This window comes from Buttiauxella cochleicola (assembly GCF_021282405.1).
Taxonomy (GTDB): Bacteria; Pseudomonadota; Gammaproteobacteria; order Enterobacterales; family Enterobacteriaceae; genus Buttiauxella; species Buttiauxella massiliensis.
Genome location: NZ_JAJSOU010000010.1, coordinates 54933 through 78174, shown reverse-complemented (window position 1 = coordinate 78174; position 23242 = coordinate 54933). Strand labels below are relative to the sequence as shown.

Annotated in this window: 26 protein-coding genes and 1 tRNA gene; 12 read left to right on the top strand and 15 right to left on the bottom strand. The window is 48.5% G+C overall.

The window, feature by feature from the left end; translation table 11 throughout:
* Window positions 1–17 precede the first annotated feature (17 nt).
* The 3 genes from hflD to LVQ79_RS14570 all read right to left on the bottom strand — a co-directional run bounded on the left by hflD (window position 18) and on the right by LVQ79_RS14570 (window position 2297).
* Window positions 18–647, bottom strand: a complete 630-nt coding sequence (gene hflD, locus LVQ79_RS14580) for a high frequency lysogenization protein HflD (protein WP_134183377.1) — start codon at window positions 645–647, stop codon at window positions 18–20.
* A gap of 25 nt (window positions 648–672) precedes the next feature.
* Window positions 673–1779 carry a tRNA 2-thiouridine(34) synthase MnmA gene (gene mnmA / locus LVQ79_RS14575; protein WP_232865511.1) on the bottom strand — a complete coding sequence of 369 codons (1107 nt, stop codon included), beginning with the start codon at window positions 1777–1779 and terminating at the stop codon, window positions 673–675.
* A gap of 68 nt (window positions 1780–1847) precedes the next feature.
* The gene (locus LVQ79_RS14570) at window positions 1848–2297 is read right to left on the bottom strand and encodes an NUDIX hydrolase (protein ID WP_232865510.1); all 450 of its coding nucleotides are present in this window, start codon (window positions 2295–2297) and stop codon (window positions 1848–1850) included.
* Between the two features lie 116 nt (window positions 2298–2413).
* On the opposite strand from LVQ79_RS14570, the gene LVQ79_RS14565 reads away from it, so the two are divergent.
* Window positions 2414–2911, top strand: a complete 498-nt coding sequence (locus LVQ79_RS14565) for a methylglyoxal synthase (protein WP_151995488.1) — start codon at window positions 2414–2416, stop codon at window positions 2909–2911.
* On the opposite strand, the gene rluE is transcribed toward LVQ79_RS14565, so the two are convergent.
* Window positions 2906–3538 (bottom strand): 23S rRNA pseudouridine(2457) synthase RluE, encoded by a 633-nt coding sequence (rluE, locus tag LVQ79_RS14560; protein ID WP_232865509.1) that lies wholly within the window; start codon window positions 3536–3538, stop codon window positions 2906–2908. The genes LVQ79_RS14565 and rluE overlap by 6 nt on opposite strands.
* Window positions 3539–3672: 134 nt before the next feature.
* Between rluE and icd the strand changes: the two genes are divergently transcribed.
* Window positions 3673–4923 (top strand): NADP-dependent isocitrate dehydrogenase, encoded by a 1251-nt coding sequence (gene icd / locus LVQ79_RS14555; RefSeq protein ID WP_034456083.1) that lies wholly within the window; start codon window positions 3673–3675, stop codon window positions 4921–4923.
* 61 nt (window positions 4924–4984) lie between these two features.
* Here icd and LVQ79_RS14550 read toward each other — a convergent pair whose 3' ends face one another.
* On the bottom strand, window positions 4985–5353 hold the full coding sequence (locus tag LVQ79_RS14550; protein ID WP_232865508.1) for a hypothetical protein: 369 nt from the start codon (window positions 5351–5353) through the stop codon (window positions 4985–4987).
* A 256-nt stretch (window positions 5354–5609) separates the two neighbouring features.
* Between LVQ79_RS14550 and LVQ79_RS14545 the strand changes: the two genes are divergently transcribed.
* A tRNA-Thr gene (locus LVQ79_RS14545) sits at window positions 5610–5685 on the top strand.
* Window positions 5686–5953: 268 nt separating this feature from the next.
* Here the strand turns inward: LVQ79_RS14545 and LVQ79_RS14540 are convergent.
* Window positions 5954–6196 carry a DinI-like family protein gene (locus LVQ79_RS14540; protein ID WP_232865507.1) on the bottom strand — a complete coding sequence of 81 codons (243 nt, stop codon included), beginning with the start codon at window positions 6194–6196 and terminating at the stop codon, window positions 5954–5956.
* A gap of 104 nt (window positions 6197–6300) precedes the next feature.
* Window positions 6301–7743 (bottom strand): MltF family protein, encoded by a 1443-nt coding sequence (locus LVQ79_RS14535; RefSeq protein WP_232865506.1) that lies wholly within the window; start codon window positions 7741–7743, stop codon window positions 6301–6303.
* 369 nt (window positions 7744–8112) lie between these two features.
* Between LVQ79_RS14535 and cspE the strand changes: the two genes are divergently transcribed.
* The 3 genes from cspE (at window position 8113) to LVQ79_RS14520 (ending at window position 9250) form a co-directional block, all read left to right on the top strand.
* Window positions 8113–8322 (top strand): transcription antiterminator/RNA stability regulator CspE, encoded by a 210-nt coding sequence (gene cspE / locus LVQ79_RS14530; protein ID WP_034456078.1) that lies wholly within the window; start codon window positions 8113–8115, stop codon window positions 8320–8322.
* A 279-nt stretch (window positions 8323–8601) separates the two neighbouring features.
* Window positions 8602–8763, top strand: coding sequence for a YqaE/Pmp3 family membrane protein (locus LVQ79_RS14525; protein WP_064518094.1), 162 nt, complete (start codon window positions 8602–8604; stop codon window positions 8761–8763).
* 181 nt (window positions 8764–8944) lie between these two features.
* On the top strand, window positions 8945–9250 hold the full coding sequence (locus tag LVQ79_RS14520; RefSeq protein WP_232865505.1) for a hypothetical protein: 306 nt from the start codon (window positions 8945–8947) through the stop codon (window positions 9248–9250).
* A gap of 57 nt (window positions 9251–9307) precedes the next feature.
* Here LVQ79_RS14520 and LVQ79_RS14515 read toward each other — a convergent pair whose 3' ends face one another.
* Window positions 9308–9811 (bottom strand): 2-thiouracil desulfurase family protein, encoded by a 504-nt coding sequence (locus LVQ79_RS14515; RefSeq protein WP_232865504.1) that lies wholly within the window; start codon window positions 9809–9811, stop codon window positions 9308–9310.
* 154 nt (window positions 9812–9965) lie between these two features.
* On the opposite strand from LVQ79_RS14515, the gene LVQ79_RS14510 reads away from it, so the two are divergent.
* Entirely contained in the window at window positions 9966–10673 is a 708-nt protein-coding gene (locus LVQ79_RS14510; protein WP_232865503.1) for a CTP synthase C-terminal region-related (seleno)protein, read from the top strand.
* Here the strand turns inward: LVQ79_RS14510 and LVQ79_RS14505 are convergent, their stop codons facing one another.
* Entirely contained in the window at window positions 10674–11879 is a 1206-nt protein-coding gene (locus LVQ79_RS14505) for a CynX/NimT family MFS transporter (protein ID WP_232865502.1), read from the bottom strand.
* A gap of 97 nt (window positions 11880–11976) precedes the next feature.
* Between LVQ79_RS14505 and LVQ79_RS14500 the strand changes: the two genes are divergently transcribed.
* Window positions 11977–12765, top strand: coding sequence for an AraC family transcriptional regulator (locus LVQ79_RS14500; protein ID WP_232865501.1), 789 nt, complete (start codon window positions 11977–11979; stop codon window positions 12763–12765).
* A gap of 5 nt (window positions 12766–12770) precedes the next feature.
* On the opposite strand, the gene LVQ79_RS14495 is transcribed toward LVQ79_RS14500, so the two are convergent.
* The 3 genes from LVQ79_RS14495 to yeaG all read right to left on the bottom strand — a co-directional run bounded on the left by LVQ79_RS14495 (window position 12771) and on the right by yeaG (window position 16754).
* The gene (locus tag LVQ79_RS14495) at window positions 12771–13217 is read right to left on the bottom strand and encodes a DUF441 domain-containing protein (RefSeq protein WP_151995523.1); all 447 of its coding nucleotides are present in this window, start codon (window positions 13215–13217) and stop codon (window positions 12771–12773) included.
* Between the two features lie 249 nt (window positions 13218–13466).
* Entirely contained in the window at window positions 13467–14750 is a 1284-nt protein-coding gene (locus LVQ79_RS14490; RefSeq protein ID WP_064518108.1) for a YeaH/YhbH family protein, read from the bottom strand.
* Between the two features lie 69 nt (window positions 14751–14819).
* Entirely contained in the window at window positions 14820–16754 is a 1935-nt protein-coding gene (gene yeaG / locus LVQ79_RS14485; protein WP_232865500.1) for a protein kinase YeaG, read from the bottom strand.
* Between the two features lie 426 nt (window positions 16755–17180).
* On the opposite strand from yeaG, the gene LVQ79_RS14480 reads away from it, so the two are divergent.
* Both LVQ79_RS14480 and LVQ79_RS14475 read left to right on the top strand, forming a co-directional pair.
* A complete protein-coding gene (locus tag LVQ79_RS14480) occupies window positions 17181–17930 on the top strand; it encodes a MipA/OmpV family protein (RefSeq protein ID WP_232865499.1) in 750 nt (249 codons plus the stop codon).
* A 79-nt stretch (window positions 17931–18009) separates the two neighbouring features.
* Entirely contained in the window at window positions 18010–18861 is an 852-nt protein-coding gene (locus LVQ79_RS14475) for an aldo/keto reductase (RefSeq protein ID WP_232865498.1), read from the top strand.
* On the opposite strand, the gene LVQ79_RS14470 is transcribed toward LVQ79_RS14475, so the two are convergent.
* The gene (locus tag LVQ79_RS14470; protein WP_232865497.1) at window positions 18858–19745 is read right to left on the bottom strand and encodes a D-hexose-6-phosphate mutarotase; all 888 of its coding nucleotides are present in this window, start codon (window positions 19743–19745) and stop codon (window positions 18858–18860) included. The genes LVQ79_RS14475 and LVQ79_RS14470 overlap by 4 nt on opposite strands.
* A 75-nt stretch (window positions 19746–19820) precedes the next feature.
* A complete protein-coding gene (gene gapA, locus LVQ79_RS14465) occupies window positions 19821–20816 on the bottom strand; it encodes a glyceraldehyde-3-phosphate dehydrogenase (protein WP_064518118.1) in 996 nt (331 codons plus the stop codon).
* Window positions 20817–21162: 346 nt separating this feature from the next.
* On the opposite strand from gapA, the gene msrB reads away from it, so the two are divergent.
* Both msrB and LVQ79_RS14455 read left to right on the top strand, forming a co-directional pair.
* Complete coding sequence (gene msrB, locus LVQ79_RS14460) at window positions 21163–21576, top strand: peptide-methionine (R)-S-oxide reductase MsrB (RefSeq protein ID WP_151995474.1); 414 nt, start codon at window positions 21163–21165, stop codon at window positions 21574–21576.
* Between the two features lie 42 nt (window positions 21577–21618).
* On the top strand, window positions 21619–21894 hold the full coding sequence (locus LVQ79_RS14455) for a YeaC family protein (protein WP_122974001.1): 276 nt from the start codon (window positions 21619–21621) through the stop codon (window positions 21892–21894).
* 48 nt (window positions 21895–21942) lie between these two features.
* On the opposite strand, the gene chiD is transcribed toward LVQ79_RS14455, so the two are convergent.
* Complete coding sequence (gene chiD / locus LVQ79_RS14450; protein WP_232865496.1) at window positions 21943–23214, bottom strand: chitinase ChiD; 1272 nt, start codon at window positions 23212–23214, stop codon at window positions 21943–21945.
* Window positions 23215–23242: the final 28 nt, after the last annotated feature.

Genomic DNA, 23242 nt, shown 5'->3' with positions numbered 1-23242 from the left:
TTACAACTCCAGAGAGGTTAACATTGAGCAAGAATTTGTTTGGCCTGAGCACACAGGCGACTACGAGAAAACATTAACTGCAAGCGGCCACCGCCAACTTGATGCCACAACACGGCGGCACGGATACCGGCCAATAATGAGGCGCGAACTTTGCTCTGCACCTGCGGGCTTTGCAGCACTGCAGGGGAGCCGGTGACCTGAATACGTGGGCCAAGTGGGCTAATAACATCAACATAAATCCCGGCCATGGCGCTCAGAAGCGTATCGGACTCAAGGTCAAAATGATCAAGCTGACGCTGCAACCCGGCAATGCTTGAGCCGAGTTTGTCCATGGCGCCTTTGCTGCCGTGAAGCTTACGTTCCAGCACCATGAGACTTAATGTGTAGCGCGTCAGTTCAGCGTTCAGACCCTGGCGATTACTGGCGTTCAACACGCCGAGCAAGGTTTCCAGACCGAGTTTAAGATTGGCTTCGTTGCCACCAAAAACATCCAGCGTGGAGCCTGGGTTTTGATCGATAACGCTGTTCAACGAGACATGCAGCGCATCGTTATCGCAATGCCCCTGGTGAGCCAATTGCTGAACCAGACGGGCAGACTGGCAGATTCCTGCCAGTGCGATGGTGATGTCATAGTAATTCTTGGCCACGGAGCTTCTTCCTTGCTGACAATTTTTAAACAGTGAGCGGCAGACGCTGCTCAATAACACCACCACCGAGGCATACTTCACCGAGATAGAACACGGCAGACTGGCCTGGTGTGACGGCAGCAACAGGTACATCAAAACGCACTTCAATACGGTCTGCATCCAGCGGTGTAATCACGCATGGAAGGTCAGACTGGCGATAGCGGGTTTTGACCGTACACTTCAGTGGTTCGGTCAACGTTTCACGGTCAACCCAATGCAGTTGCTGTGCAATTAAGCCAACGGACATCAGTCGTGGATGCTCACTACCCTGAGCCACAACCAGAATATTGTTCTCAACGTCTTTATCGACGGTGTACCACGGCTCTTCGCTACCGTCTTTGGTGCCACCAATGCCCAGACCTTTACGCTGGCCCAAAGTGTGGTACATCAAACCCTGGTGCTCACCAATGGTTTCGCCATCAACGGTGACAATTTTACCGGGTTGCGCGGGTAGGTAGCGGCCGAGGAATTCACGGAATTTGCGCTCGCCGATAAAACAGATACCGGTGGAGTCTTTTTTCTTCGCGGTGATCAAATCTAACTCTTCGGCGATGCGACGCACTTCTGGCTTTTCCAGCTCGCCGACCGGGAACAGGCTTTGTGCGATTTGCTCGTGCCCCAGCGTATAAAGGAAGTAGCTCTGATCTTTGTTGCTGTCTAAGCCGCGCAACAGGCGACTTTTACCGTCCACATCTTCGCGACGCACGTAGTGACCGGTGGCGATGTAATCGGCACCTAAATCTTCGGCGGCAAATTCGAGGAAAGCTTTAAATTTGATCTCTTTGTTGCACAGAATATCCGGGTTTGGTGTGCGCCCGGCTTTGTACTCTTCCAGGAAGTGTTCAAACACGTTATCCCAGTATTCTGCGGCAAAGTTTACGGTGTGCAGTTCAATGCCGAGTTTGTCACAAACGGCTTGTGCATCCGCTAAATCAGCAGCTGCAGTGCAGTACTCCTCGCCATCATCCTCTTCCCAGTTCTTCATGAACAGGCCTTCCACCTTGTAACCTTGTTGTTGCAACAGGTACGCGGAAACGGAGGAATCGACACCGCCGGACATCCCGACGATCACTTTTTTTGGGCTTTCAGACATTGGAGTAACTCACGACATTGAACTTATAAGGCGGCGTATTCTATCACGCATCCCCAAAGCTATCACCCCTAACTAAACGGCCAGTTAAATGCACCCAGAATGCTGAGCGGATAACGTTCAGCACGTTGGTAGCAGCGGATACTTTCGGCAACCAGCGGTGAGCGCAAATTATCAGCGTTAACAATTTGTTGCGCATCGAGCCATAAACAACGATCGATGTCGCTATCGTGTGGCGTTGTCGGGAGTTGTTCGTCGAGATCGATGGAAAACAGAAATCGCAGGAAAGGGGTTTTATCCGGGGCTATCCACTGGTGCATGCGGATAAACGTCTGCGGTTGCGCACAAATACCGGTTTCTTCATATAATTCGCGCTTAGCCGCTTCTATTAACGTTTCGTCAGCTTCCAGGTGCCCGGCAGGCTGATTCCACGTGGCTTTGCCATTGATTGTTTCTTCAACAACCAAAAATTTCCCTTGTGCCTGAACCACGCAGGCGACGGTAACGTGCGGTTTAAACATCGTTATTCTTCCTGTCTCAAATTCGTTAGTGCGATCATTAGAAAGCGATCTGGATCACATATTTTTTCTGTGACCTATACTCTGTTGGATTTCAAAAATCCCACGAGGGTACCATCATGCAGCTTACCACGCGTATTATGCCGCAACAGAAACGTATCGCTTTAGTAGCTCACGATCCTTGTAAACCCGACTTGTTGAACTGGGCGGTTGATAACCAGACGGCTCTTAGCCAACATATCATTTACGCAACTGGCACCACCGGAAACTTATTGCAGGCGCACACTCGGTTATCCGTTCTGGCGCTGATGAGTGGTTCGATAGGGGGCGACCAACAGCTAGGATATCTGATTGCATCAGGCCAGATAGATGTGCTGATTTTCTTCTGGGACCCGCTCAGCGCAGTGCCACATCATTCTGATGTCAAAGCTTTGATGCGGCTAGCAACGGCCTGGAATATCCCGATTGCCAGCAACGCATGTAGCGCTAACTTTTTGATTCACTCGTCGCTCTTTGAGCAGGCGTTGGAAATCACCGTGCCTGATGGCGATGCTTTCCTCAGTAGCCGCGTTTCGCATGTCACTCAACACGGCGTGAATACTCAACACCTTTTATAGCGTGTCGATGGGGATTTCGCGCCATTCACCCGGCGCTAAATCTGCCAGTTCCAGCGTCCCCATTGCATAACGCACCAGGCGCAGAGTCGGGTAACCGACATGCGCCGTCATCCGCCGAACCTGGCGATTACGGCCTTCATACAACGTTATCTTTAACCAACTGGTTGGAATGGCCTTACGCTCACGAATTGGAGGATTACGTGCCCATATCCATGTTGGCTCATCAACTAACTCAGCGCCTGCTGGCAGAGTCGGACCATCGTTGAGCGTCACACCATTTCGCAAAGATTCCAGCGCCTCTTCCGTCGGCACGCCTTCAACCTGCACGAAATAAATTTTACCGGTGCGTTTACCGGGTTCCGTCAGTTTTGCCTGCAATGCGCCGTCATTGGTTAACACCAGCAAACCTTCGCTATCTCTGTCCAGACGGCCCGCCGCGTAAATTCCTTGTAACGGTATGTAATCTTTCAGCGTGCTGCGGCCTGCTTCGTCGGTGAATTGCGGTAGCACATCATAGGGTTTATTGAAGATAACCAGCCGCTTCGGTCCGCTATGCTGTGGTTTTTTGGCAGGTCGTTGTGTGCTGAATCGTTTAACTTGCTGGTTTCTAAAAGAAGTTTTATTCATAGTGTTTTCAGACGTTAGGTATTAACGCATTATAACGGAAATCACCAGTGATTGGCGCGGGCCTGATATTCAAGTAGTATTGACACGCACATTACAAATCATTAACAAAAAGAAGCGCTCGAAGGAGAAGGTTAATGGAAAGCAAAGTAGTTGTTCCGGCGGAAGGTAAAAAGATCACCCTGCAAGATGGCAAACTGAATGTTCCTCACAACCCAATCATTCCTTTCATTGAAGGTGATGGTATCGGTGTGGACGTGACGCCAGCTATGATTAAAGTGGTTGATGCCGCTGTGCAGAAGGCCTACAAAGGCGAGCGGAAAATTTCCTGGATGGAAATCTATACCGGCGAAAAATCTACCCAACTTTATGGCCAGGACGTCTGGCTGCCAGAAGAAACTCTGGACCTGATTCGTGATTACCGTGTGGCGATTAAAGGGCCACTGACCACGCCAGTTGGCGGCGGCATTCGTTCTCTGAACGTTGCTCTGCGCCAGCAACTTGACCTGTACGTGTGCCTGCGTCCGGTGCGTTACTACCAGGGCACACCAAGCCCGGTTAAACACCCAGAGCTGACCAACATGGTTATCTTCCGTGAAAACTCAGAAGATATTTATGCGGGCATCGAGTGGAAGGCTGACAGCGCTGAAGCTGAAAAAGTCATCAAATTCCTGCGTGATGAAATGGGTGTGACGAAAATTCGTTTCCCAGAACATTGCGGTATCGGCATCAAGCCTTGCTCTGAAGAAGGCACCAAACGCCTGGTTCGTGCAGCCATCGAATACGCAATCACCAACGACCGTGATTCCGTGACCTTGGTTCACAAAGGCAACATCATGAAATTCACCGAAGGTGCTTTCAAAGACTGGGGCTACCAGCTGGCGCGTGAAGAGTTCGGCGGCGAGCTGATCGACGGCGGCCCATGGGTGAAACTGAAGAACCCAAATACTGGCAAAGAGATTGTTGTAAAAGACGTGATTGCTGATGCGTTCCTGCAACAGATCTTGCTGCGTCCGGCTGAATACGACGTTATCGCTTGTATGAACCTGAACGGTGACTACATCTCCGACGCTCTGGCCGCTCAGGTTGGTGGTATCGGTATTGCACCAGGTGCGAACATCGGTGATGAATGTGCCCTGTTCGAAGCCACCCACGGCACCGCACCAAAATATGCAGGCCAGGATAAAGTGAACCCAGGTTCTATTATTCTGTCCGCAGAAATGATGCTCCGTCATATGGAATGGTTCGAAGCGGCTGACTTAATTGTTAAAGGTATGGAAGGCGCGATTAACGCCAAAACCGTGACTTACGATTTCGAACGCCTGATGGAAGGCGCTAAGCTGCTGAAATGTTCAGAGTTTGGCGATGCAATGATCGAACATATGTAATTAGCAAAGTTTGCTAATGCTAAAACGGGAGCCTGGTGCTCCCGTTTTTTTATGGGCAAATTTATACTTCAGGTTTTTCGTAACGTGGCAATTGGGTGACTTGATAAACTTTCGTGCTTTCGATGGTGCATCTGTCCGGCGTCGGTATTCCTGAATAAAACAAAAAATACTGCTGTTTCTCCGGGAAGAAAACCAGATCATCTCCATTCTGGAAACTAGTTACGCGAAAGGGAACGTTATTTTTTGTTTTGGTTACCCTAATGCCAGACGCAACCATAAAGTGATCGTCCCATTTCATTGTCGAAAGATTGTGGCTAAACCGTGATATCACTACATTTTCGCGTTGGGGGCATGAAAGCTGGGTCGCTGTAGCAGCAAAAGCGGAAGATTGAGCAAAACCCAGAAGGGTAATTAAGAGAATGAGTTTCATAAAATATCTTATTTGTAATGCATTGTAATAATAAGGTAACACGTTTCGCTATGGAGTTTAACTTCACGGGTTACTCGCATCATGAGATATTAATCTGCAAATGGTGCTTTGGTTTTGAATAATTTAGCCCTTTTTAAATGCTTTGCTGCTTTTTTATGCCTGAAATGGTTCATTTAAAATCAATAAGTTGAATTTTTGAGCGAACGATTCACAGGGGTTTGCATAGCTGCCCGGCTTTGTATAATATGTTTTCCACGCCGACTTAGCTCAGTAGGTAGAGCAACTGACTTGTAATCAGTAGGTCACCAGTTCGATTCCGGTAGTCGGCACCATACATTAAAAAAGCCACCTTTTAGGTGGTTTTTTTTCGTCTGTATTTTAGTGAAAAAGGAAGGCTAGCTGTTGATAGCACTTCCTTCTAATTTCCTAGATCCAACCCTGCTGGCTTGCTAGCCATACAAGAATTGCTACCACTATTAATACGATGGTTGTTTTTCTCATAACTGCGAAACCCGTTTAAAACAACTGACGATGAGGGGCGAGGATGATATCAGGAGTTGAAGACGGAAAACCTAACGTTTTTACTGAATTGGTGTGGTTCTACTCTTCGCAAACCAACCAAAAATCGGCTTCGTCGAACATCTCTTCAACCAGACGGTTAATCTTTTCTTTTTCATTCTTGGTGCAGTCGCTGTGAACTGCATTAGTCTGCATCGGTTTTACCCTGACATCGGCATCGGGGAAAATGACCTGAACCCTTCGAGTCAGTTCATTAAGAATTTTTTCATTTGCACCGGGAAGGCCCGCTACATTTCGTTTGTCGTAAACCAATTCAACGAACATTAAAATGCTCCTTCTAAAGCTGTATTTATATACAGTAATAAATATCGGTATTTAAGGCAAGCCTGTTCCCAAAAAACACAGTGTGTGCAGAGGTGAGGTGAGGGTTATTCTGCTTTAACTCCTGTAAGCGGAGTCTCATGTTCACGTGCTTTCATCTGTTCCATGATTAATTGATAAGCAATGTAATACTTGAAGATATTGCTCACGTATTGCACTGTTTCATTGCCAATGCGCAGTTGTGCGATGCGTTCGACATTATCAAACCAGACGTTGGGATCAAGACCTTTGGCCTCGGCTTCTTTACGTAGCCGGGCAATTTTAGCCGGCCCTGCATTATAGGAAGCAAAGGTGAACAGCAGTTTGTTCATTTCGGTCATGGGCTGGTCTGCAAAATAGCGGTCGCACATAAAGCGGATATATTTCACACCCGCGTTAATGTTTGGGTCGATTAACCGTATATCACCGACTTTTAACTCTTTCCCGGTCGTGGGGAGCACTTGCATTACGCCAATCGCACCGCTTTTACTGCGCACCTTCTGGTCAAGGCGAGACTCCTGATAGCCTTGCGCTGCCATCAATAGCCAGTCGATATTATATTGTTCGCCATATTTGCGGAAAATTTCGGTTACCTGGTAAAACTTATCTAACTCCTCTTGTGAGCGGGAGTCTTTCACCCATTTTGTATTACGCAAATATTTATAAACTTGTTGATTTCCGAATGAAGTACCAATTTTATGTGCGGTGGTGAATTTATCTAATTGTTTACGAAGGAGAGGGGAGTTTTTGCGCATTGCCAACGCGATAGAACCATCATCACGAAGAGTAATGTCTTCATATACCACTAGATTGGGATAAATTTGCTTCCATAATAGTGCCAGGTACCTGTCGACAACGGTGTAATCCGCAAGGTTCGCATTCACCATCTCAAGAATATCTTCTGGTTCAAAATTACCAGGGGCTTTAGTGATGACCGCTGGAGGGAGTTTCTTCGCTACTAAGCTTTTATTCAGTGCATCAATACTGGAAATGTAACTGGTCGAAGGATTCACAAACAGAGACTTACCCGACAGGGATTCAACATTCTTTAATTCAGGCGCTTTGCTACTGGCAATAACGACCTCGCGGACGTTTTGCGCCAATGGCGCGCTGAAGTCGACGAGTTTTTCGCGCTCCTCTGTAATCGTCATATTAGCCGCAATTATATCGCCACGCCCGGCGACAAGTTGAGGGATAAGTTGATCGCGTGCGGTCGGAATAAATAGAAGATGTGTTTTCTGAGAGGGTTTTAAACCCTTATTAATTTGTTTATCAAACTCTTGCATCAGTTCGACCATGATGCCGCGTTGTGTGCCGCCGTTATCAATAAAGTAGAAAGTTTTACTGTATGGAATCAAAACGCGCACGACGCGCCTTTTTTGCATCACATCAAAGTCGCCCAGAACGGTATTAACTTTGGTTTCGAATTTCAAAGGGGGGTCTTCGGTGGCTGCGTGCGTCATCGGCAAAAACGTGGTGATCAATAGTACTACCAACAGCAAGCGGATCATGGCTACACCATCTAAGCCTTCCAGCCGGGTACTGTTTAACTATAGCTTGCACCCTGATGGTTTGATTAATAAATGCACGATTTATGATCGGAGTGAGAGTCACAGAGAACGGTCTGCCGCCTGGATGAGAAAATTATTATTTGAAAATAATTCTTGCTTCCAATGAGCGTCTATGAGTAAATGCGTCATCGGTTTGGAAGACAGACCTTATGAAAGCAGTTTTAGTAAAGCAGTCCTCAGTTCAAGCGCTATCAAGTCATCAGATACCCTTCTTCGTGAGTCTCCTCCTAAGTGCCTAAATAAGAAACGTTCTGCAATACAGACCACGTTCGCCATATTAAATGGCTATAAAATATCGAGGAAGTATCTATGTCTAAAATGACTGGTTTAGTAAAATGGTTTAACCCAGAAAAAGGTTTCGGCTTCATCACTCCTGACAATGGTAGCAAAGATGTGTTCGTTCACTTCTCTGCCATTCAGAGCAATGATTTCAAAACTCTGGACGAAGGCCAGAAAGTTGAGTTCTCTGTTGAGAACGGCGCTAAAGGTCCATCAGCAACTAACGTTGTTGCTCTGTAAGACTGCTAACGCATACTAAGACTGACGCATGCGAAGACGGTGAATAACCCGAGCCGTTAAGTCGAAGTGAATAAACCCGCCTGGTGCGGGTTTTTTGTTGTCTGAATTTCCTGAATCCCACCTTTTTTCCTTATTATCAATGCCATATATCTTATGTGGTTACTCAATTATTTACATTAAATAACGCTGCACCCTCAGTAGGTTTACACCAGGTAGACTATGCTTCCAGTGAAATATACTTATTTCAGCTTCGCATGCATTAATAACTGGAGTTTTTTTATGGGCTTTTGGCGTATTGTTTTTACGATTATTTTACCACCGCTTGGTGTCTTGCTGGGTAAAGGGTTCGGTTGGGCATTTCTTTTGAATATTGTACTAACGCTACTGGGTTACATCCCTGGCCTGATTCATGCGTTCTGGGTGCAAAGCCGCGATAAATAAAATAAAACACGCAGGCTAGTTTTTTACGTACGTTACGCAAACTATATAAAGTGGCGTAACGTACGAGCGGCAACCCTACTTGCCGTGTTCCTCGCATTACCACTCATCACCACCCTGTTTACATTTTCGCCTAAGAATGTTCTGATATAGCCAATTATTTAATGAGCTACAGAGTTACTTTATGTTTCAGTTAAAACCGGGAATGCTGGCAATAATCATCGGTTCCCGTACTGCCGCCGGGCGTGTGAATGTGGGCAAATCAGTCGAGCTTTTTGGGCTGTGTGAGCCGGGTGAAAGCTTTTTGAACCCAGTAACCGGTGTTGTGACACAACTCCCACATGATGCGAATTATCCGCTGTGGCTGGTCACGGGCAATGTCGTGGCATTTGATGGTCGCGAAGGTTATACCTTTGTTCGCGGCGAATATTTGATGCCACTGGATAAGACATTATTGCCTGAGGTTGATGAAGCGCAGGTGGTTTATTAAAGAGTATGAAGGCAGAGGAGGTGAGCTACTCGCAACTATTGCCTTCATTCACGACTATCAGCCGTTAGCCTTATCTAGCTCGTCGACTCTGGCAATCAGTTCGACGAGTTCAGTTTCCGCATAAACTTCGATACCGTGCTGTCGCAACAATGCGGCTGCAACGCCCATTCCAGGCTGCGTTACCCCCTGAAAAGAACCATCATAAATTTTCTGACTGCCACAGGTAGGGCTGCCATCCGTCATTAAAGCCAGCTGGCACCCGGAATCTTGTGCGGTTTTTAACGCAAGCCATGCGGCTAATAAATAGTGCTGGCTAACGTCCGTCCCATCACTTTCCAGAATGGTTGCCATGCCTTTTAGTGCTTCCTGCCCGCCGCCGCCAACCAACTCTGCCGGGAGTCGCGGCGTTGCAAGCCCCGCGGCTAATTCAGGACAATGAACGACCAGACGTTGCTCTTGCTGCCAGCGAGCTAACACCTCTGCAATCAGCGGCTTATCTTGACCGTTATAGCGAATTTTAAAGCCCATCAGGCAGGCACTGACCAGTATTTTTGTTTTCATTACATCACGCAGAAGTGAGAGACAATGCACGTTACTACAGTATGTTGTGCTTACGCCACCCTGCTAATTTTGGGCGTTGCAGGGCAAAAGGTAATGGCATACTCTATCATTCCTTATGTAGTAGATGCTGTTAAACATAAGGATAATCAATTAAATGCCTCCATTACCTTTGAAACAAACCCTTCGCGTTGCGCTGGTTGGTGACTATAACCCGTCGGTCATTGCACATCAGGCTATTCCTCTTACTTTAGATAATGCTGCTGAATATGTTGGCGTCACTGTTGACTACGATTGGTTGCCAACACCAGAAGTCACAAGTCCGGAAGACCTGGTGGGGTATGACGCTATCTGGTGTGTTCCAGCCAGTCCTTATCAGAATGAGAAGGGTGCTTTTTTGGCAATTCGTTTTGCCCGAGAGAACCAGATTCCATTCCTGGGAACCTGCGGTGGGTTCCAGCACGCAATTATCGAGTACGCGCGAAACGTAATGGGCTGGGAAGATGCTGGTCATGCGGAAACTGAAAGCCAGGGCCGACTGGTTATTGCGCCACTCATCTGTTCGCTGGTGGAGAAATCCGACGTTATAGAACTTGAACCCAACTCAATAATTGCTAAAGCGTATGGCAGGGGGAGAATTGAGGAAGGCTACCATTGTAATTATGGGATAGCCGAAAATTTTGCCGAACAGCTGAATCAGTCTCAACTACATGCTACTGGGTGGGATGGACAAGGTGATATTCGTGTCGTTGAGTTAAGCGGGCATCCCTTTTTCGTCGCAACGCTTTTCCAGCATGAGCGTAACGCCCTGAAGGACAAACCTGCGCCGCTGGTTGAGGCGTTGCTCATAGCGGCGCAGCGTTAGTCAGGAAGAGTGATGAGAACGAGCTGGGCTGATCTCCGCATCACGCCCGGCGAGGCTACCGAATATCGCCATCACGCATGCCAGCACCGCGCAGCCAAGTAACGGCAGGCTCCACTGGCCAGTAATATCGTGGACTTTCCCCATGACTGGCGGGCCGAACGCCGCCAGTAAATAACCGACGCATTGTGCCATGCCAGACAGCGCTGCCGCCTGGTGCGCACTGTTAGCACGCAACCCGATAAACGTCAGGCCGAGGATCATCGTCGCACCCGTGCCAAAACCAAATAACACCACCCAGAGGCTGGCAAGCGCTGGCATAAACAGTAAGCCGATGGCGCTGGCCGCACACAGCAAAGCCATCAGGATCGCGATCCCTCGTTGATCTTTCAGGCGGCTTAGCATCAAACCAATCAGCAGACCCGGTGCGGCGGTCGCCAGTTGCATCAGCCCGTGGAGTGAACCGGCTTGCGCTTCGCTATAACCGTGGCTGATAAGTATCGAAGGCAACCAGCCAATCACGACATAATAAATTAGCGAGTTAATACCCAGGAAAAGCGTGACCTGCCACGCCAGCGCGGATGTCCAGATCCCACGGCTATGGAGAGCGTTACTTGAACTCAACGCAGCTTTGGTGTGGTTCGATAGCTGTGGCAGCCAGATAAGCAAAGCGACTATTGGGAAAATCATTAACGCCATTAGTGCACCGGGCCAGCCGTAACCATGCTGTGCGATCGGGACCACCATCATTGAGCCAATCGCCGCCGCAACGCCCATGGTCAGAGAGTACGCGCCAGTCAGGCGTGCGACCTGGCCTGGAAAATCACGCTTAATCAGGCCGGGTAATAGCACATTACCCATCGCAATCCCGCTGCCAATAACAGCGGTACCGATATATAACAGTGCAGTATTTCCTGCAGAGCGAAGTGCTATCCCCCCGCAGATAATCACCATGGCAGCAAACAGGCTGCGTTCAATACCGAAGCGGCGGGCAATACCTGCAGCTAGTGGAGAAACTATCGCAAACGCTAATAGCGGGAGAGTGGTAAGAATGCCCGTTTGTGCCGTAGTCAGCCCAAAAGTATCGCGAATCATATCCAGCAATGGTGCTGCACCGGTAAACGTAACGCGAAGGGTTGTGGCAATCATTAAAATGCCGAGCAGCAACAAGCCGTGTTTTTTCACGCTTGTGGAAGAAATTGACGTCATAGAAATATCCCTTAATACGAAGCGCTCAAGATACACGCTTTAGGAATGGATGGAATCAACGTAAAATGCCAGTTTATCCCTAAATTCGGACAAGGTTATGGAGCGCGGTTTAGCCCTCGAAGGTTTCGACCCTGATAGCAATTGCCATCCTGCGCAGGCATTTCGTATCCTGGTGTCAGAAAGTGAGAACGAAATTGCCTTCCATCAGCATAGAAAAGGGCAATTGATTCTGGCTTTGCACGGTGGGATTACCTGCGAAGTTGAACAGGCGCTGTGGATGGTGCCAACTCAGCATGCGGTCTGGATCCCCGGAGAAATGCCTCACAGTAACCGGGCTACGGCTAATGCACGCCTGTGTTTTCTGTTTATTGAACCGGGGGCGGTAGAGATGCCCGCTCAATGCTGCACACTGAGAATTTCACCGTTGGTCCGCGAGCTTATCCTGCATCTGACTGAACAACATGAAGGTGATTTATCGCAGCCCACAACTCAAAGACTGGTGCAGGTGTTGTTTGATGAATTGCCGCGCCAGGCGGTAGAGCCACTGCATTTACCGATGTCAGGGCATCCGAAGATTCGCTTTATCGCTGACCAACTGGCGCAGCATCCGCAGCAGCGTCAGACTCTGCAACAATGGGCTTCACAACTGGCGATGAGTGAGCGCAATCTGGCCCGCCTGGTGGTGAAAGAGACAGGGCTTAGTTTTCGGCGCTGGCGGCAACAGCTGCAATTAATCATCGCGCTGAGGTTATTAATTAGTGGTTCGTCTGTGCAACAGGTAGCGAGCGAACTCGGGTATGACTCGACCAACGCCTTTATCACCATGTTTAAGAAAGCGCTTGGCAACACGCCAGGGCGTTACCTTGCATCACTGGAACCACAGTAGCGCTGTTACTGTTTCCCTATGATTAGTGAAACCAGTCCGGCTGCGATAAGCGGCCCTACAGGTACACCGCGGAATAGAGCTACGCCAAGAACAGTGCCTACTAATAGGCCCGCCACTAAACTCGGCTGGCTACTCATGAGCGTAACGCCACGTCCGCCAAGCCATGAAACAAATACACCCACAGCGATAGCAACCAGCGATTTCCAGTTGGTGAAAGAGTGCAAAAGGGTACTGGCGGGCAGAGTGCCACTGGCAATCGGGGCCATCACACCGATAGTCAGAATAATTATCCCCACAGTCAGACCCTGCTTTTCAATCCACGGGAAAAAATGACTTAAAGGCGTTACGCGGACAATAATCAGTACCAGAATTGATACAGCAACGGTGGTGTTATGGCTGACAAACCCAAGCCCGGCGAGAGCCAGCAGGATTAATAACGTGGAGTCGAAAATCATTTTTGTTCCTTGCGAAATATAATAAGAGAAAACTATTTTTATTGTTATTAACCACTTTACGCGCACGAGGGTTATGGCGTCAGCCTTTTTAAGTTATTCCCTGTGCTTTTGTGCAAATGCATGATGTTTATTGATATTGCAGGTTTTTCGCAGGTTATGTCTTTGCTGAGGAATATAAAAAAACAAATGACTTTATTTGAGGGATATAAAGAAAATCAGCCAGTATAAGGCTGGCTGATTTTGGGGTTAGTTGTAACTTTTACTCGCCTGCTTTTGGAAAAGCTCACGGAATACAGGGTAGATATCATCCTGGTCGCGAATATGCTGCATCGCGAAGTTATCAAATGTAGATTGTAAATCCTCATATTCACGCCACAGGGTTTGGTGTGCACGGCGCGTAATTTCGATATAGCTGTAATAACGCACCATTGGCAGTAATTTCTTCGCCAGTAATTCATGACACAACGGCGAATCATCAGCCCAGTTATCACCATCAGAAGCTTGTGCGGCGTAAATATTCCACAGTGCCGGGTCGTAGCGCTCCTTCATGACTTCATCCATCAGTTTCAGGGCGCTTGAGACAATCGTACCCCCCGTTTCCTGCGAGTAAAAGAACTCGTGCTCATCGACCTCTTTGGCCTGGGTGTGGTGGCGAATATAAACCACTTCCACGTTTTTATAGGTTCGACTCAGGAACAGATAGAGCAAAATATAAAAGCGTTTTGCCATATCTTTGGTTGCCTGATCCATCGAACCGGAAACGTCCATCAAACAGAACATTACCGCCTGGCTTGAAGGCTCAGGGCGTTTTTCGTAGTTTTTGTAGCGTAAATCGAAGGTATCGATAAACGGCACACGGGCTATTTTCTCGCGCAGTTCGGCAATCTCTTTGCGCAAGCGTTCTTCTTCAAGCAACTGGGCGGGTTCGCTGTTGCTCACCGTTTCAAGACTGTCTTCAAGTTCGTGTAACTGACGCCGTTTACCGGCAGTCATTGCAGTGCGGCGTGCCAGTGAGTTTTGCAATGAACGAACAACACTGATATTCGCCGGTACACCATTCGAGGTGTAACCCGCACGGTGTGATTTAAACTCGGTTATCTGGCGATGCTGATTCTTCTTCAGATTCGGCAATGCCAGATCTTCAAACAATAAGTCGAGATATTCATCTTTAGAGATTTGAAAGACGAACTCATCCTGGCCTTCACCATCCTGACTTGCCTGGCCCTGGCCACCACCTGAACCACCGCCACCACCTTGCGGGCGCTCGATACGGTCGTTCTGTACAAAGTGATCGTTACCCGGGTGAACACGATGGCGCAGTCCACCACGCCCCTGATGAAACATCGGTTCGCTAATATCTTCACTTGGGATAGAGACGGATTCGCCGCTGTCCACGTCGGTTACCGAACGCTTGTTGATGGCCTCGGAAATCGACTGTTTAATCTGAGCTTTATAACGGCGCAAAAAACGCTGGCGATTTACCGCGCTTTTATTTTTTCCGTTCAGTCGCCTGTCAATAAAATAGGCCATATTTCCCCCAAACTTCTTTGCCAACTGCGCAGGGGTGCCACGGTTGTGGCACCCATTTTGACTTAGACGTTATGAAGATTTGCGCACCCGCAGATACCATTCGCACAGCAGACGGACTTGTTTGCGGGTATAGCCTTTCTCCATCATACGATCGACAAAGTCATCGTGTTTCTTCTGCTCGTCGGTCGAGGTTTTGGCATTGAACGAGATAACGGGCAGCAACTCTTCGGTGTTCGAGAACATTTTCTTCTCGATAACCGTGCGCAGCTTCTCGTAGCTGGTCCAGTTAGGGTTACGACCATTATTGTTGGCTCGGGCACGCAAGACGAAGTTAACGATCTCATTACGGAAATCTTTCGGGTTGCTGATGCCAGCCGGTTTTTCAATTTTTTCCAGTTCCGCGTTCAGGGATTCACGGTCAAACAACTGGCCGGTATCCGGGTCGCGGTACTCCTGATCCTGAATCCAGAAGTCAGCGTAGGTTACATAACGGTCGAAAATGTTTTGCCCGTACTCTGAGTAAGATTCGAGGTACGCCGTCTGAATCTCTTTACCGATAAATTCAGCGTATTTAGGGATCAGATAGCCTTTCAAGTGCTCAAGATATTTCTCTGCAATATCCTGCGGGAACTGCTCGCGCTCTATCTGCTGCTCCAGGACGTAGAACAGGTGTACCGGGTTGGCAGCTACTTCCACGTGGTCAAAGTTGAACACACGGGAGAGGATTTTGAACGCAAAACGTGTCGACAGCCCGTTCATGCCTTCGTCTACACCGGCGTAATCACGATACTCCTGGTAGGATTTCGCTTTCGGGTCGGTATCTTTCAGACTTTCACCGTCATATACCCGCATTTTGGAGTAAATACTGGAGTTTTCTGGCTCTTTCAGGCGCGACAGAATTGAGAAGCGCGACAGTGTTTCCAGCGTGCCAGGGGCACATGGCGCGTGCATCAATTCAGAGTGAGTCAGCAGTTTCTCGTAGATTTTGATCTCTTCGGAAATCCGCAGGCAATAAGGCACTTTGACGATGTAAACACGGTCAAGGAACGCCTCATTGTTTTTGTTATTACGGAACGTCACCCACTCAGATTCGTTGGAGTGCGCCAGAATAATGCCGTTAAACGGCAGGGCGGAGATACCTTCAGTCCCGTTATAGTTCCCCTCCTGAGTTGCAGTCAGCAACGGGTGGAGCACTTTAATTGGGGCTTTGAACATCTCCACGAATTCCATGATGCCCTGGTTTGCGCGGCACAAAGCACCGGAATAACCATAAGCATCAGGATCGTTTTGCGCGTGGTTTTCCAGTTTACGGATATCCACTTTACCGACCAGCGCCGAAATATCCTGGTTGTTTTCGTCACCCGGTTCGGTTTTGGCGATGGCAATTTGCGCCAGAATCGACGGCCAGACTTTTACCACGCGGAATTTGGTGATGTCGCCACCAAACTCATGCAGCCGTTTTGCCGCCCACGGTGACATAATCGTGCCGAGATAGCGGTTTGGGACGCCGTACTCTTTTTCAAGAATCGAGGCATCTTCTTGCGGATTGAACAGACACAGCGGGTGGTCATTCACCGGGCTGCGTTCGCCATTGGCACTCAATGTGTAAATCGGCACACGCTGCATCAATGCTTTCAGACGTTCAGCGAGTGAGGACTTACCACCACCGACCGGCCCGAGTAAATAGAGTATCTGTTTCTTCTCTTCCAGCCCTTGGGCTGCGTGTTTGAGATAGGCAACAATCTGCTCGATGGCTTCTTCCATGCCATAGAACTCTTCAAACGCCGGATATCGGGAAATCACACGGTTCGAAAAGAGACGGGATAGCCGTGGCTCAGTGGCAGTATCCACCATCACTGGCTCACCAATGGCCATCAATAGCCTTTCTGCCGCGTTAGCATAGGCACTGCGATCTTGCTTACATACAGCAAGAAACTCCTGCAGTGTGAACTCTTCGTCCTTGGCAGCTTCATAACGCTGGCGATAGTGATCGAATATATTCATGGCATGCCGTCCTTTCGTTTTTAGCACAGGTTAGAGAGCCGAAGGTAATAGTAATGGGGGCTCCCGGAAGACGTCTCCTGAATCTTGAGCAACCCTTATGCCAACTTCGTTAGTGGCAGTTTTATTGCTGCGTTCAGCGTATTTCATCTTCCTAAAATAAAGCGTAGATGGCATTTGCAAAACTTGCATACGGCCACAAGCCAATTTCAATGACATATCAATAACTCATCCATTTATTTCTCCTTTTGTTGTTAAAGGAAGCTACGGCGTTCATATGTCGTTCATAAAAATGAAAAGAAGGTGAAACCTGTATGCGAGATGTTGATAAGTTGCTTTTAGGTTTAATTTGAGTAAAAAATTTGGGGTGAGGAGCTTCGGAGGTTACACTCTTACCGCTGATTATTTGATTAAAGGACTTAATGGATTGTGAGCAAATTCAAAATTCTGACATTAGGGGCATTGCTTGCCTCATCTTTTTCTGTTGTGCATGCCGCTGACGGCCCATGGTCTTTAGGCGCTGCAGCCCTCGTTACCCCAAATCCATATAAAGGCGATCAGGATCGTGTGTATCCAGTTCCGATGGTGGGTTACGAAGGTGATAGTTTTTACTTACGTGGTTTAAATGCGGGTTACTACCTGTGGAATGACAAGACCGATAAATTGTCTGTGACTGCGTATTATTCACCGCTCTTCTTCCGTGCGAAAGACAGTGATTCAAAAAGTATGCGTCAGTTGGACAATCGTCACGCGACGCTGATGGCTGGCCTTTCTTATGTGCATTACACCGATTATGGTTTCCTGCGTACCGTGCTTGCAGGTGATACCCTGGACAACAGTAATGGCATCACCTGGGATACCGCATGGTTATATCGCTACAACAGCGACAGATTGACTCTGACACCAGGTATCGGTGTGCAGTGGAGTAGCGATAACCAGAACGATTACTACTATGGTGTCAGCAAGAAAGAGTCCAGCCGCAGTGGCCTGAGTTCTTACGAAGCTGAAAGCAGTTGGTCACCGTATGTTGAGCTGTCAGTGAATTACAAGCTGACAGACAGCTGGAATGTATTCGGTATGGGTCGTTATGTTCGTCTGGCAGACGAAGTTACTGACAGCCCAATGATCGATAAGCAGTGGACTGGGGTATTGCTGACTGGCGTGACCTACAGTTTCTGATGGTGCAACTCATGCACTTCAACGGGGCGCTTGCGCCCCGTTTTCATTATGGTGGTGCAATGATTTAAGGAGAGTTGTCATGGCGAATCAAATTTCTTTTTCTGCATCAAAACCTTTGCCTGGTATCGGGCAGGGTACCTGGTATATGGGTGAAAACACCTCGCAACGTGCGGATGAAGTGCGTGCGCTCCAAACGGGCCTTGATCTCGGCTTAACGCTTATTGACACCGCTGAAATGTATGCTGATGGCGAGGCGGAAAAAGTGGTGGGTGAAGCTATTAGCGGCAGACGCGATGACGTTTTCCTCGTTTCAAAAGTGTACCCATGGAATGCGTCGGGGCAGCAGGCAATTGCCGCCTGCGAGGCGAGCCTGAAACGGCTAAAAACAGATTATCTCGACCTCTATTTACTGCACTGGCGTGGTGAGATCCCCCTGCAGGATACGGTCAGTGTTATGCAGCAACTGATTGAGCAAGGCAAAATTCGCCGCTGGGGTGTTTCGAATCTCGACTATGTAGATATGCAGGAGTTATGGAGTACGTCTGGTGGGCGTGGTTGTGCTACCAACCAGGTGCTTTATCACCTTGCATCTCGTGGGATTGAACATGATTTATTGCCATGGTGCCAGCAACAACATATGCCTGTTATGGCTTATTGCCCGTTAGCTCAAGCTGGACGTTTGCGTAGTGGGTTGATGAACCATCCGGCGCTCAATGAGTTGGCAAACCATAAGGGTGTGAGCGTCGCGCAGCTATTACTGGCGTGGGTCATTCACCATGATGGTGTGATGGCCATTCCGAAAGCGGGGAGTGTGGCGCATGTGAAAGAAAATGCGGCGGCACTCGAAATTGCCTTGAGTCAGGAAGAAATAGCACTGATGGAAAAGGCGTTCCCGGCACCGGGCCGCAAAACGCCTTTAGATATGGTTTAAGCTTTTTTCGCTACACGAATAGTTGTCGCTAAACGAGCTGGTTTATCAGCGGTCGCTTTCTGCGTTGCGCTTGCACATGCGGTTTCAACACACACAAAAGTCTTGTAACCATCATCTGGCATATCTGCCATTGAAGTAGACAGTGCCGGGCCTGGGTTCCAGCCAACCACATTGACGTGGTGGTGGTGAACAACGTCGATGGTGCGGTTCAGGCTCGCATCATGAATGACGCTGCACTCTTCTGGTTCCAGATAAACACGGTCTGTGCGATCCGGGAAGGTCTGCACGCCGTCGGTTAACTGACCTTCAGAAGCGTTAAGCACTTTATCGATATATTTTTTACCCAGACCACTCACTTTCACATCAGCAATATCGCCAACGTTGAAATAAGTATGCAGAGCGGAGTTAACTTCGAACTCGCCGTGCGCTTCCAGTTCCATCTCACAGGTTTTACCCAGTTTGTAACGAGCATACAGGGTAAAGTCATGTGGCCAGTACTTGCGAGTCGCATCGCTGCTTTGCAATTCGAAGGTCAGGGCAACGCCACTTTCATCTTCGTTATGCGCAGTCAGAGTCCATGGCAGGTTGCGGGCAAAACCATGTGCTGGCAGGTCTGCTTGTGCACCAGGGCCAAACCATGGCCAGCAAATTGGCACGCCGCCACGAATGGCCGTGCCGTGCTTGAACGGTGTATTGCCGCTGAGCCAAAGCACTTCTTCTTCACCAGCTGGTTTCCATGACAAAAGGTGTGCGCCTTGCAAAGTCACAGCACCACGAGCTTGTGGATGTTCAACCACGATAACTTCCAGCTCATCAATTTGACGGCGGGAAATAGAAGGAGTGATTTGTTCAACTACTGGAAGGGCAAAAATTTTGTTAATCATTGACTCACCTATCAATCGAAGGCAAAAAAAAGGCGACCGCATGGGTCGCCTTCAGGACTAATAGCTCATCTCAACTTATTTGGAGATGTGAGCGATCAGGTCCAGTACTTTGTTTGAGTAGCCAGTTTCGTTGTCGTACCAGGAAACCAGTTTCACAAAGTGGTCGTTCAGTGCGATACCAGCTTTAGCATCGAACACAGAAGTACAGATTTCGCCGTTGAAATCAGTAGATACAACGTCGTCTTCGGTGTAACCCAGAACGCCTTTCATTGGGCCTTCAGAAGCCGCTTTGATTGCTTTCTTGATTTCTTCGTAAGACGCAGCTTTTTCCAGACGAACGGTCAGGTCAACTACAGACACGTTTGGAGTTGGAACGCGGAACGCCATACCAGTGATTTTGCCGTTCAGCTCTGGCAGTACAACGCCTACAGCTTTAGCAGCACCGGTAGAAGAAGGGATGATGTTCTGAGCTGCGCCGCGGCCGCCGCGCCAGTCTTTGTGAGACGGGCCATCAACAGTTTTCTGAGTAGCGGTAGTTGCGTGAACAGTGGTCATCAGGCCTTCAACGATACCGAAGTTGTCGTTGATAACTTTAGCCAGTGGAGCCAGGCAGTTAGTGGTGCAAGATGCGTTAGAAACGATATCCTGGCCAGCATATTTCTCGAAGTTAGCACCTTTAACGAACATAGGAGTGCTGTCTTTAGAAGGACCAGTCAGAACAACCTTTTTAGCGCCAGCAGTGATGTGCTTACGAGCAGTTTCGTCAGTCAGGAACAGACCAGTTGCTTCAGCAACAACGTCTACGTTGACTTCGTTCCACTTCAGGTTAGCCGGGTCACGTTCTGCGGTAACACGGATAGTTTTGCCGTTAACAACCAGGTGGCCGTCTTTGACTTCTACAGTGCCGTTGAAACGACCGTGAGTTGAGTCGTACTTCAGCATGTAAGCCATGTATTCAGCGTCTAACAGGTCGTTGATTGCAACGATCTCGATGTCAGAACGTTCCTGAGCAGCACGGAAAACAATACGGCCGATACGGCCAAAACCGTTGATACCTACTTTGATAGTCATATATTCCACCAGCTATTTGTTAGTGAATAAAAGGTTGCCTGTAAAATTACAAAAACCTTACTCAGCGTCAAGCGGAATCGTGTCAATCATTGCGACAAATCAATCCTATGGACATCATTTGAACGACTGAACCGCCTCGCGCTTCCCTTTTGGCTCTTTATCCAAATGGGGACGATGCGAGGAATTTTAAAGGACCATTCCAACAAGAATGTGACGGCGATCACAATTGACGCTGCGCCAGAAATTCAGGGCTAAGTTTAGAACAAAAAACAGCACGGTGTTGTTAATTTTTTGTTAGAATCATGCTGTTATCAGTTACAGTTCCCACTGCCCGAGATGTACGCATATGGCTAACCAATTACCTCCTGATTTATCGAAAAAAAACCTTTCTGAGATGCAGTTTTATGTCACCCAGAAGCATGGCACTGAGCCACCGTTTTCCGGGCGTCTGCTGCATAACAAACGGGAAGGGGTGTATCACTGCCTGGTCTGCGACGCACCGTTGTTTATGTCAGAGTCTAAGTATGACTCAGGCTGCGGCTGGCCTAGCTTCTATGAACCAGTAAGCGACAGCGCTATTAACTACATCAAGGACTTCTCACATGGTATGGAGCGGATTGAAATCCGCTGCGGCAATTGTGAAGCCCACTTAGGCCATGTTTTCCCGGATGGCCCGCAGCCAACAGGTGAACGTTACTGCGTGAATTCAGCCTCATTAAACTTCACCGACGACCAAAACGGTGAGCAAATCGAAGGTTGAAAAATCGATTCAGCAAATTATTCCACAGGAACTTGCCGCATGATGAACCTGGACGAGATGTTAGAAGCAATGACACCGGAAGTTTATCAACGTCTGGTGACCGCCGTTGAGCTGGGAAAATGGCCAGACGGTGTGGCACTGACGCCCGATCAAAAAGAGAACAGTTTGCAATTAGTGATGATGTGGCAGACGCGTCATAACACTGACCCGCAGCATATGACCATCGGCACTGATGGCAACATAGTGATGAAGAGTAAGCAGCAGCTTAAAGCTGAGTTCGGCATTGAGCCTGCGCCGATTATGACGGTGAAGCTGTAAACTCAAAAAACTGGGTGGCACAGTTGCCGCCCAGTTTGATTTTGAAAATTAATGCTCCGTTTTAATGCCCAAATCTTTGGCTAACTCTTTTGCCAACTGATTATTGTCATCTGCGCCATACTCCCAGAACATCGCGCCACCCAATCCTTTAGCTTTGATGTACTCCGCTTTGGCAGCCACTGAACGTGGGTTCTCATACGAGATAGCAAACAGATCTTTGCCCTCGGCCGATTTCATTGTCAGATAAGGCACTTGCGCGTCGTTATCCCAGTGCTCAGTAAAACGTTTTTGCGGATCGTTGAGCATTTTGCTCACAATATCGTTGTATTTCAGATAAGTGTCTTTCGACAGATCCAGCCCAAACGATGTAAACACGGTTTTTTCCGGTGCACCAAAGTAGGGTTGGGTGACTGGGTTTTTAGCTGCGTCTGGTTTATCCCAGTCAATGCCTGGCTCCACTGCGCGCTTAGGTACGCGGCCATAGAAACCAATACCCAGATTTAGCTGCGCCGGTTTCATGCCCGCCGCAATGTAGTTACTCACCACATAATCAGCGCTGTACTTATCCGCTTTCGCAACTGTTGGCCAGGCTTTCGAGTCATAAAGATTCGAGTTGAAATACTGAGTGCCGTACGCCATGTCGTAGGCCATCAGGTTGATGTAATCAAGCGCTGGCGCAATGGCTTTCATATCGACCCATTCGGTCGGGCCTTTCACGTTTGCAGCCACTGCAATGGTCAGTAATTTTTGTTTGCCCAGCGCAGTACGTAACTCATTGAGCAACGAAGTGAAGTTAGCGCGATCTTCCGGCATGCTGGCTACCAGGCCCCACGCACCGTTGACCGGATATTCCCAGTCCAGATCGATACCATCCAGCCCGTATTTGGCAATAACGTCTTGTGCTGAACGGATAAACACCGCGCGGTTTTCAGGTGTTGCCGCAGCGCCTGAGAAGCCACGAGCACCCCAACCCCCTACAGAAAGCAAAACTTTTAATGAGGGATTCTGTTTACGCAGCGTAGGGATCTTTTCAAGGTCTGAGATGACTTTTGGCGAGAGCCAAATTTGATGCAGTTTTGATGCGTCTTTCAGTGCCGCGTTGGTTTCGTCTTTCTCATCGTTGTAAATCAGGCCAAATGAGTAGTTGAGGTGGGTTATCTGGCGCACATCGAGTTTATTGATATCGCCACCAGGCCCGGCAGTAACATCACCGCCACCATTGAAATAACCGACGGAGAGGTAAGAGCTTGCTTGAGCCACACCGGCACAAGCGATTTGTATTACTGCCAGCAAGGGCAGCAGTTTACGCGTGAAGACCATAGGGTAGTTCCTCTTTGACGAGCAATAT

Coding starts and splice junctions, on each gene's coding strand:
- mnmA (WP_232865511.1), bottom strand. CDS start 1,779: ATGTCTGAAAGCCCAAAAAAAGTGATCGTCGGGATGTCCGGCGGTGTC.
- LVQ79_RS14570 (WP_232865510.1), bottom strand. CDS start 2,297: ATGTTTAAACCGCACGTTACCGTCGCCTGCGTGGTTCAGGCACAAGGG.
- LVQ79_RS14565 (WP_151995488.1), top strand. CDS start 2,414: ATGCAGCTTACCACGCGTATTATGCCGCAACAGAAACGTATCGCTTTA.
- rluE (WP_232865509.1), bottom strand. CDS start 3,538: ATGAATAAAACTTCTTTTAGAAACCAGCAAGTTAAACGATTCAGCACA.
- icd (WP_034456083.1), top strand. CDS start 3,673: ATGGAAAGCAAAGTAGTTGTTCCGGCGGAAGGTAAAAAGATCACCCTG.
- LVQ79_RS14550 (WP_232865508.1), bottom strand. CDS start 5,353: ATGAAACTCATTCTCTTAATTACCCTTCTGGGTTTTGCTCAATCTTCC.
- LVQ79_RS14540 (WP_232865507.1), bottom strand. CDS start 6,196: ATGTTCGTTGAATTGGTTTACGACAAACGAAATGTAGCGGGCCTTCCC.
- LVQ79_RS14535 (WP_232865506.1), bottom strand. CDS start 7,743: ATGATCCGCTTGCTGTTGGTAGTACTATTGATCACCACGTTTTTGCCG.
- cspE (WP_034456078.1), top strand. CDS start 8,113: ATGTCTAAAATGACTGGTTTAGTAAAATGGTTTAACCCAGAAAAAGGT.
- LVQ79_RS14525 (WP_064518094.1), top strand. CDS start 8,602: ATGGGCTTTTGGCGTATTGTTTTTACGATTATTTTACCACCGCTTGGT.
- LVQ79_RS14520 (WP_232865505.1), top strand. CDS start 8,945: ATGTTTCAGTTAAAACCGGGAATGCTGGCAATAATCATCGGTTCCCGT.
- LVQ79_RS14515 (WP_232865504.1), bottom strand. CDS start 9,811: ATGAAAACAAAAATACTGGTCAGTGCCTGCCTGATGGGCTTTAAAATT.
- LVQ79_RS14510 (WP_232865503.1), top strand. CDS start 9,966: ATGCCTCCATTACCTTTGAAACAAACCCTTCGCGTTGCGCTGGTTGGT.
- LVQ79_RS14505 (WP_232865502.1), bottom strand. CDS start 11,879: ATGACGTCAATTTCTTCCACAAGCGTGAAAAAACACGGCTTGTTGCTG.
- LVQ79_RS14500 (WP_232865501.1), top strand. CDS start 11,977: ATGGAGCGCGGTTTAGCCCTCGAAGGTTTCGACCCTGATAGCAATTGC.
- LVQ79_RS14490 (WP_064518108.1), bottom strand. CDS start 14,750: ATGGCCTATTTTATTGACAGGCGACTGAACGGAAAAAATAAAAGCGCG.
- yeaG (WP_232865500.1), bottom strand. CDS start 16,754: ATGAATATATTCGATCACTATCGCCAGCGTTATGAAGCTGCCAAGGAC.
- LVQ79_RS14475 (WP_232865498.1), top strand. CDS start 18,010: ATGGCGAATCAAATTTCTTTTTCTGCATCAAAACCTTTGCCTGGTATC.
- LVQ79_RS14470 (WP_232865497.1), bottom strand. CDS start 19,745: ATGATTAACAAAATTTTTGCCCTTCCAGTAGTTGAACAAATCACTCCT.
- gapA (WP_064518118.1), bottom strand. CDS start 20,816: ATGACTATCAAAGTAGGTATCAACGGTTTTGGCCGTATCGGCCGTATT.
- msrB (WP_151995474.1), top strand. CDS start 21,163: ATGGCTAACCAATTACCTCCTGATTTATCGAAAAAAAACCTTTCTGAG.
- LVQ79_RS14455 (WP_122974001.1), top strand. CDS start 21,619: ATGAACCTGGACGAGATGTTAGAAGCAATGACACCGGAAGTTTATCAA.
- chiD (WP_232865496.1), bottom strand. CDS start 23,214: ATGGTCTTCACGCGTAAACTGCTGCCCTTGCTGGCAGTAATACAAATC.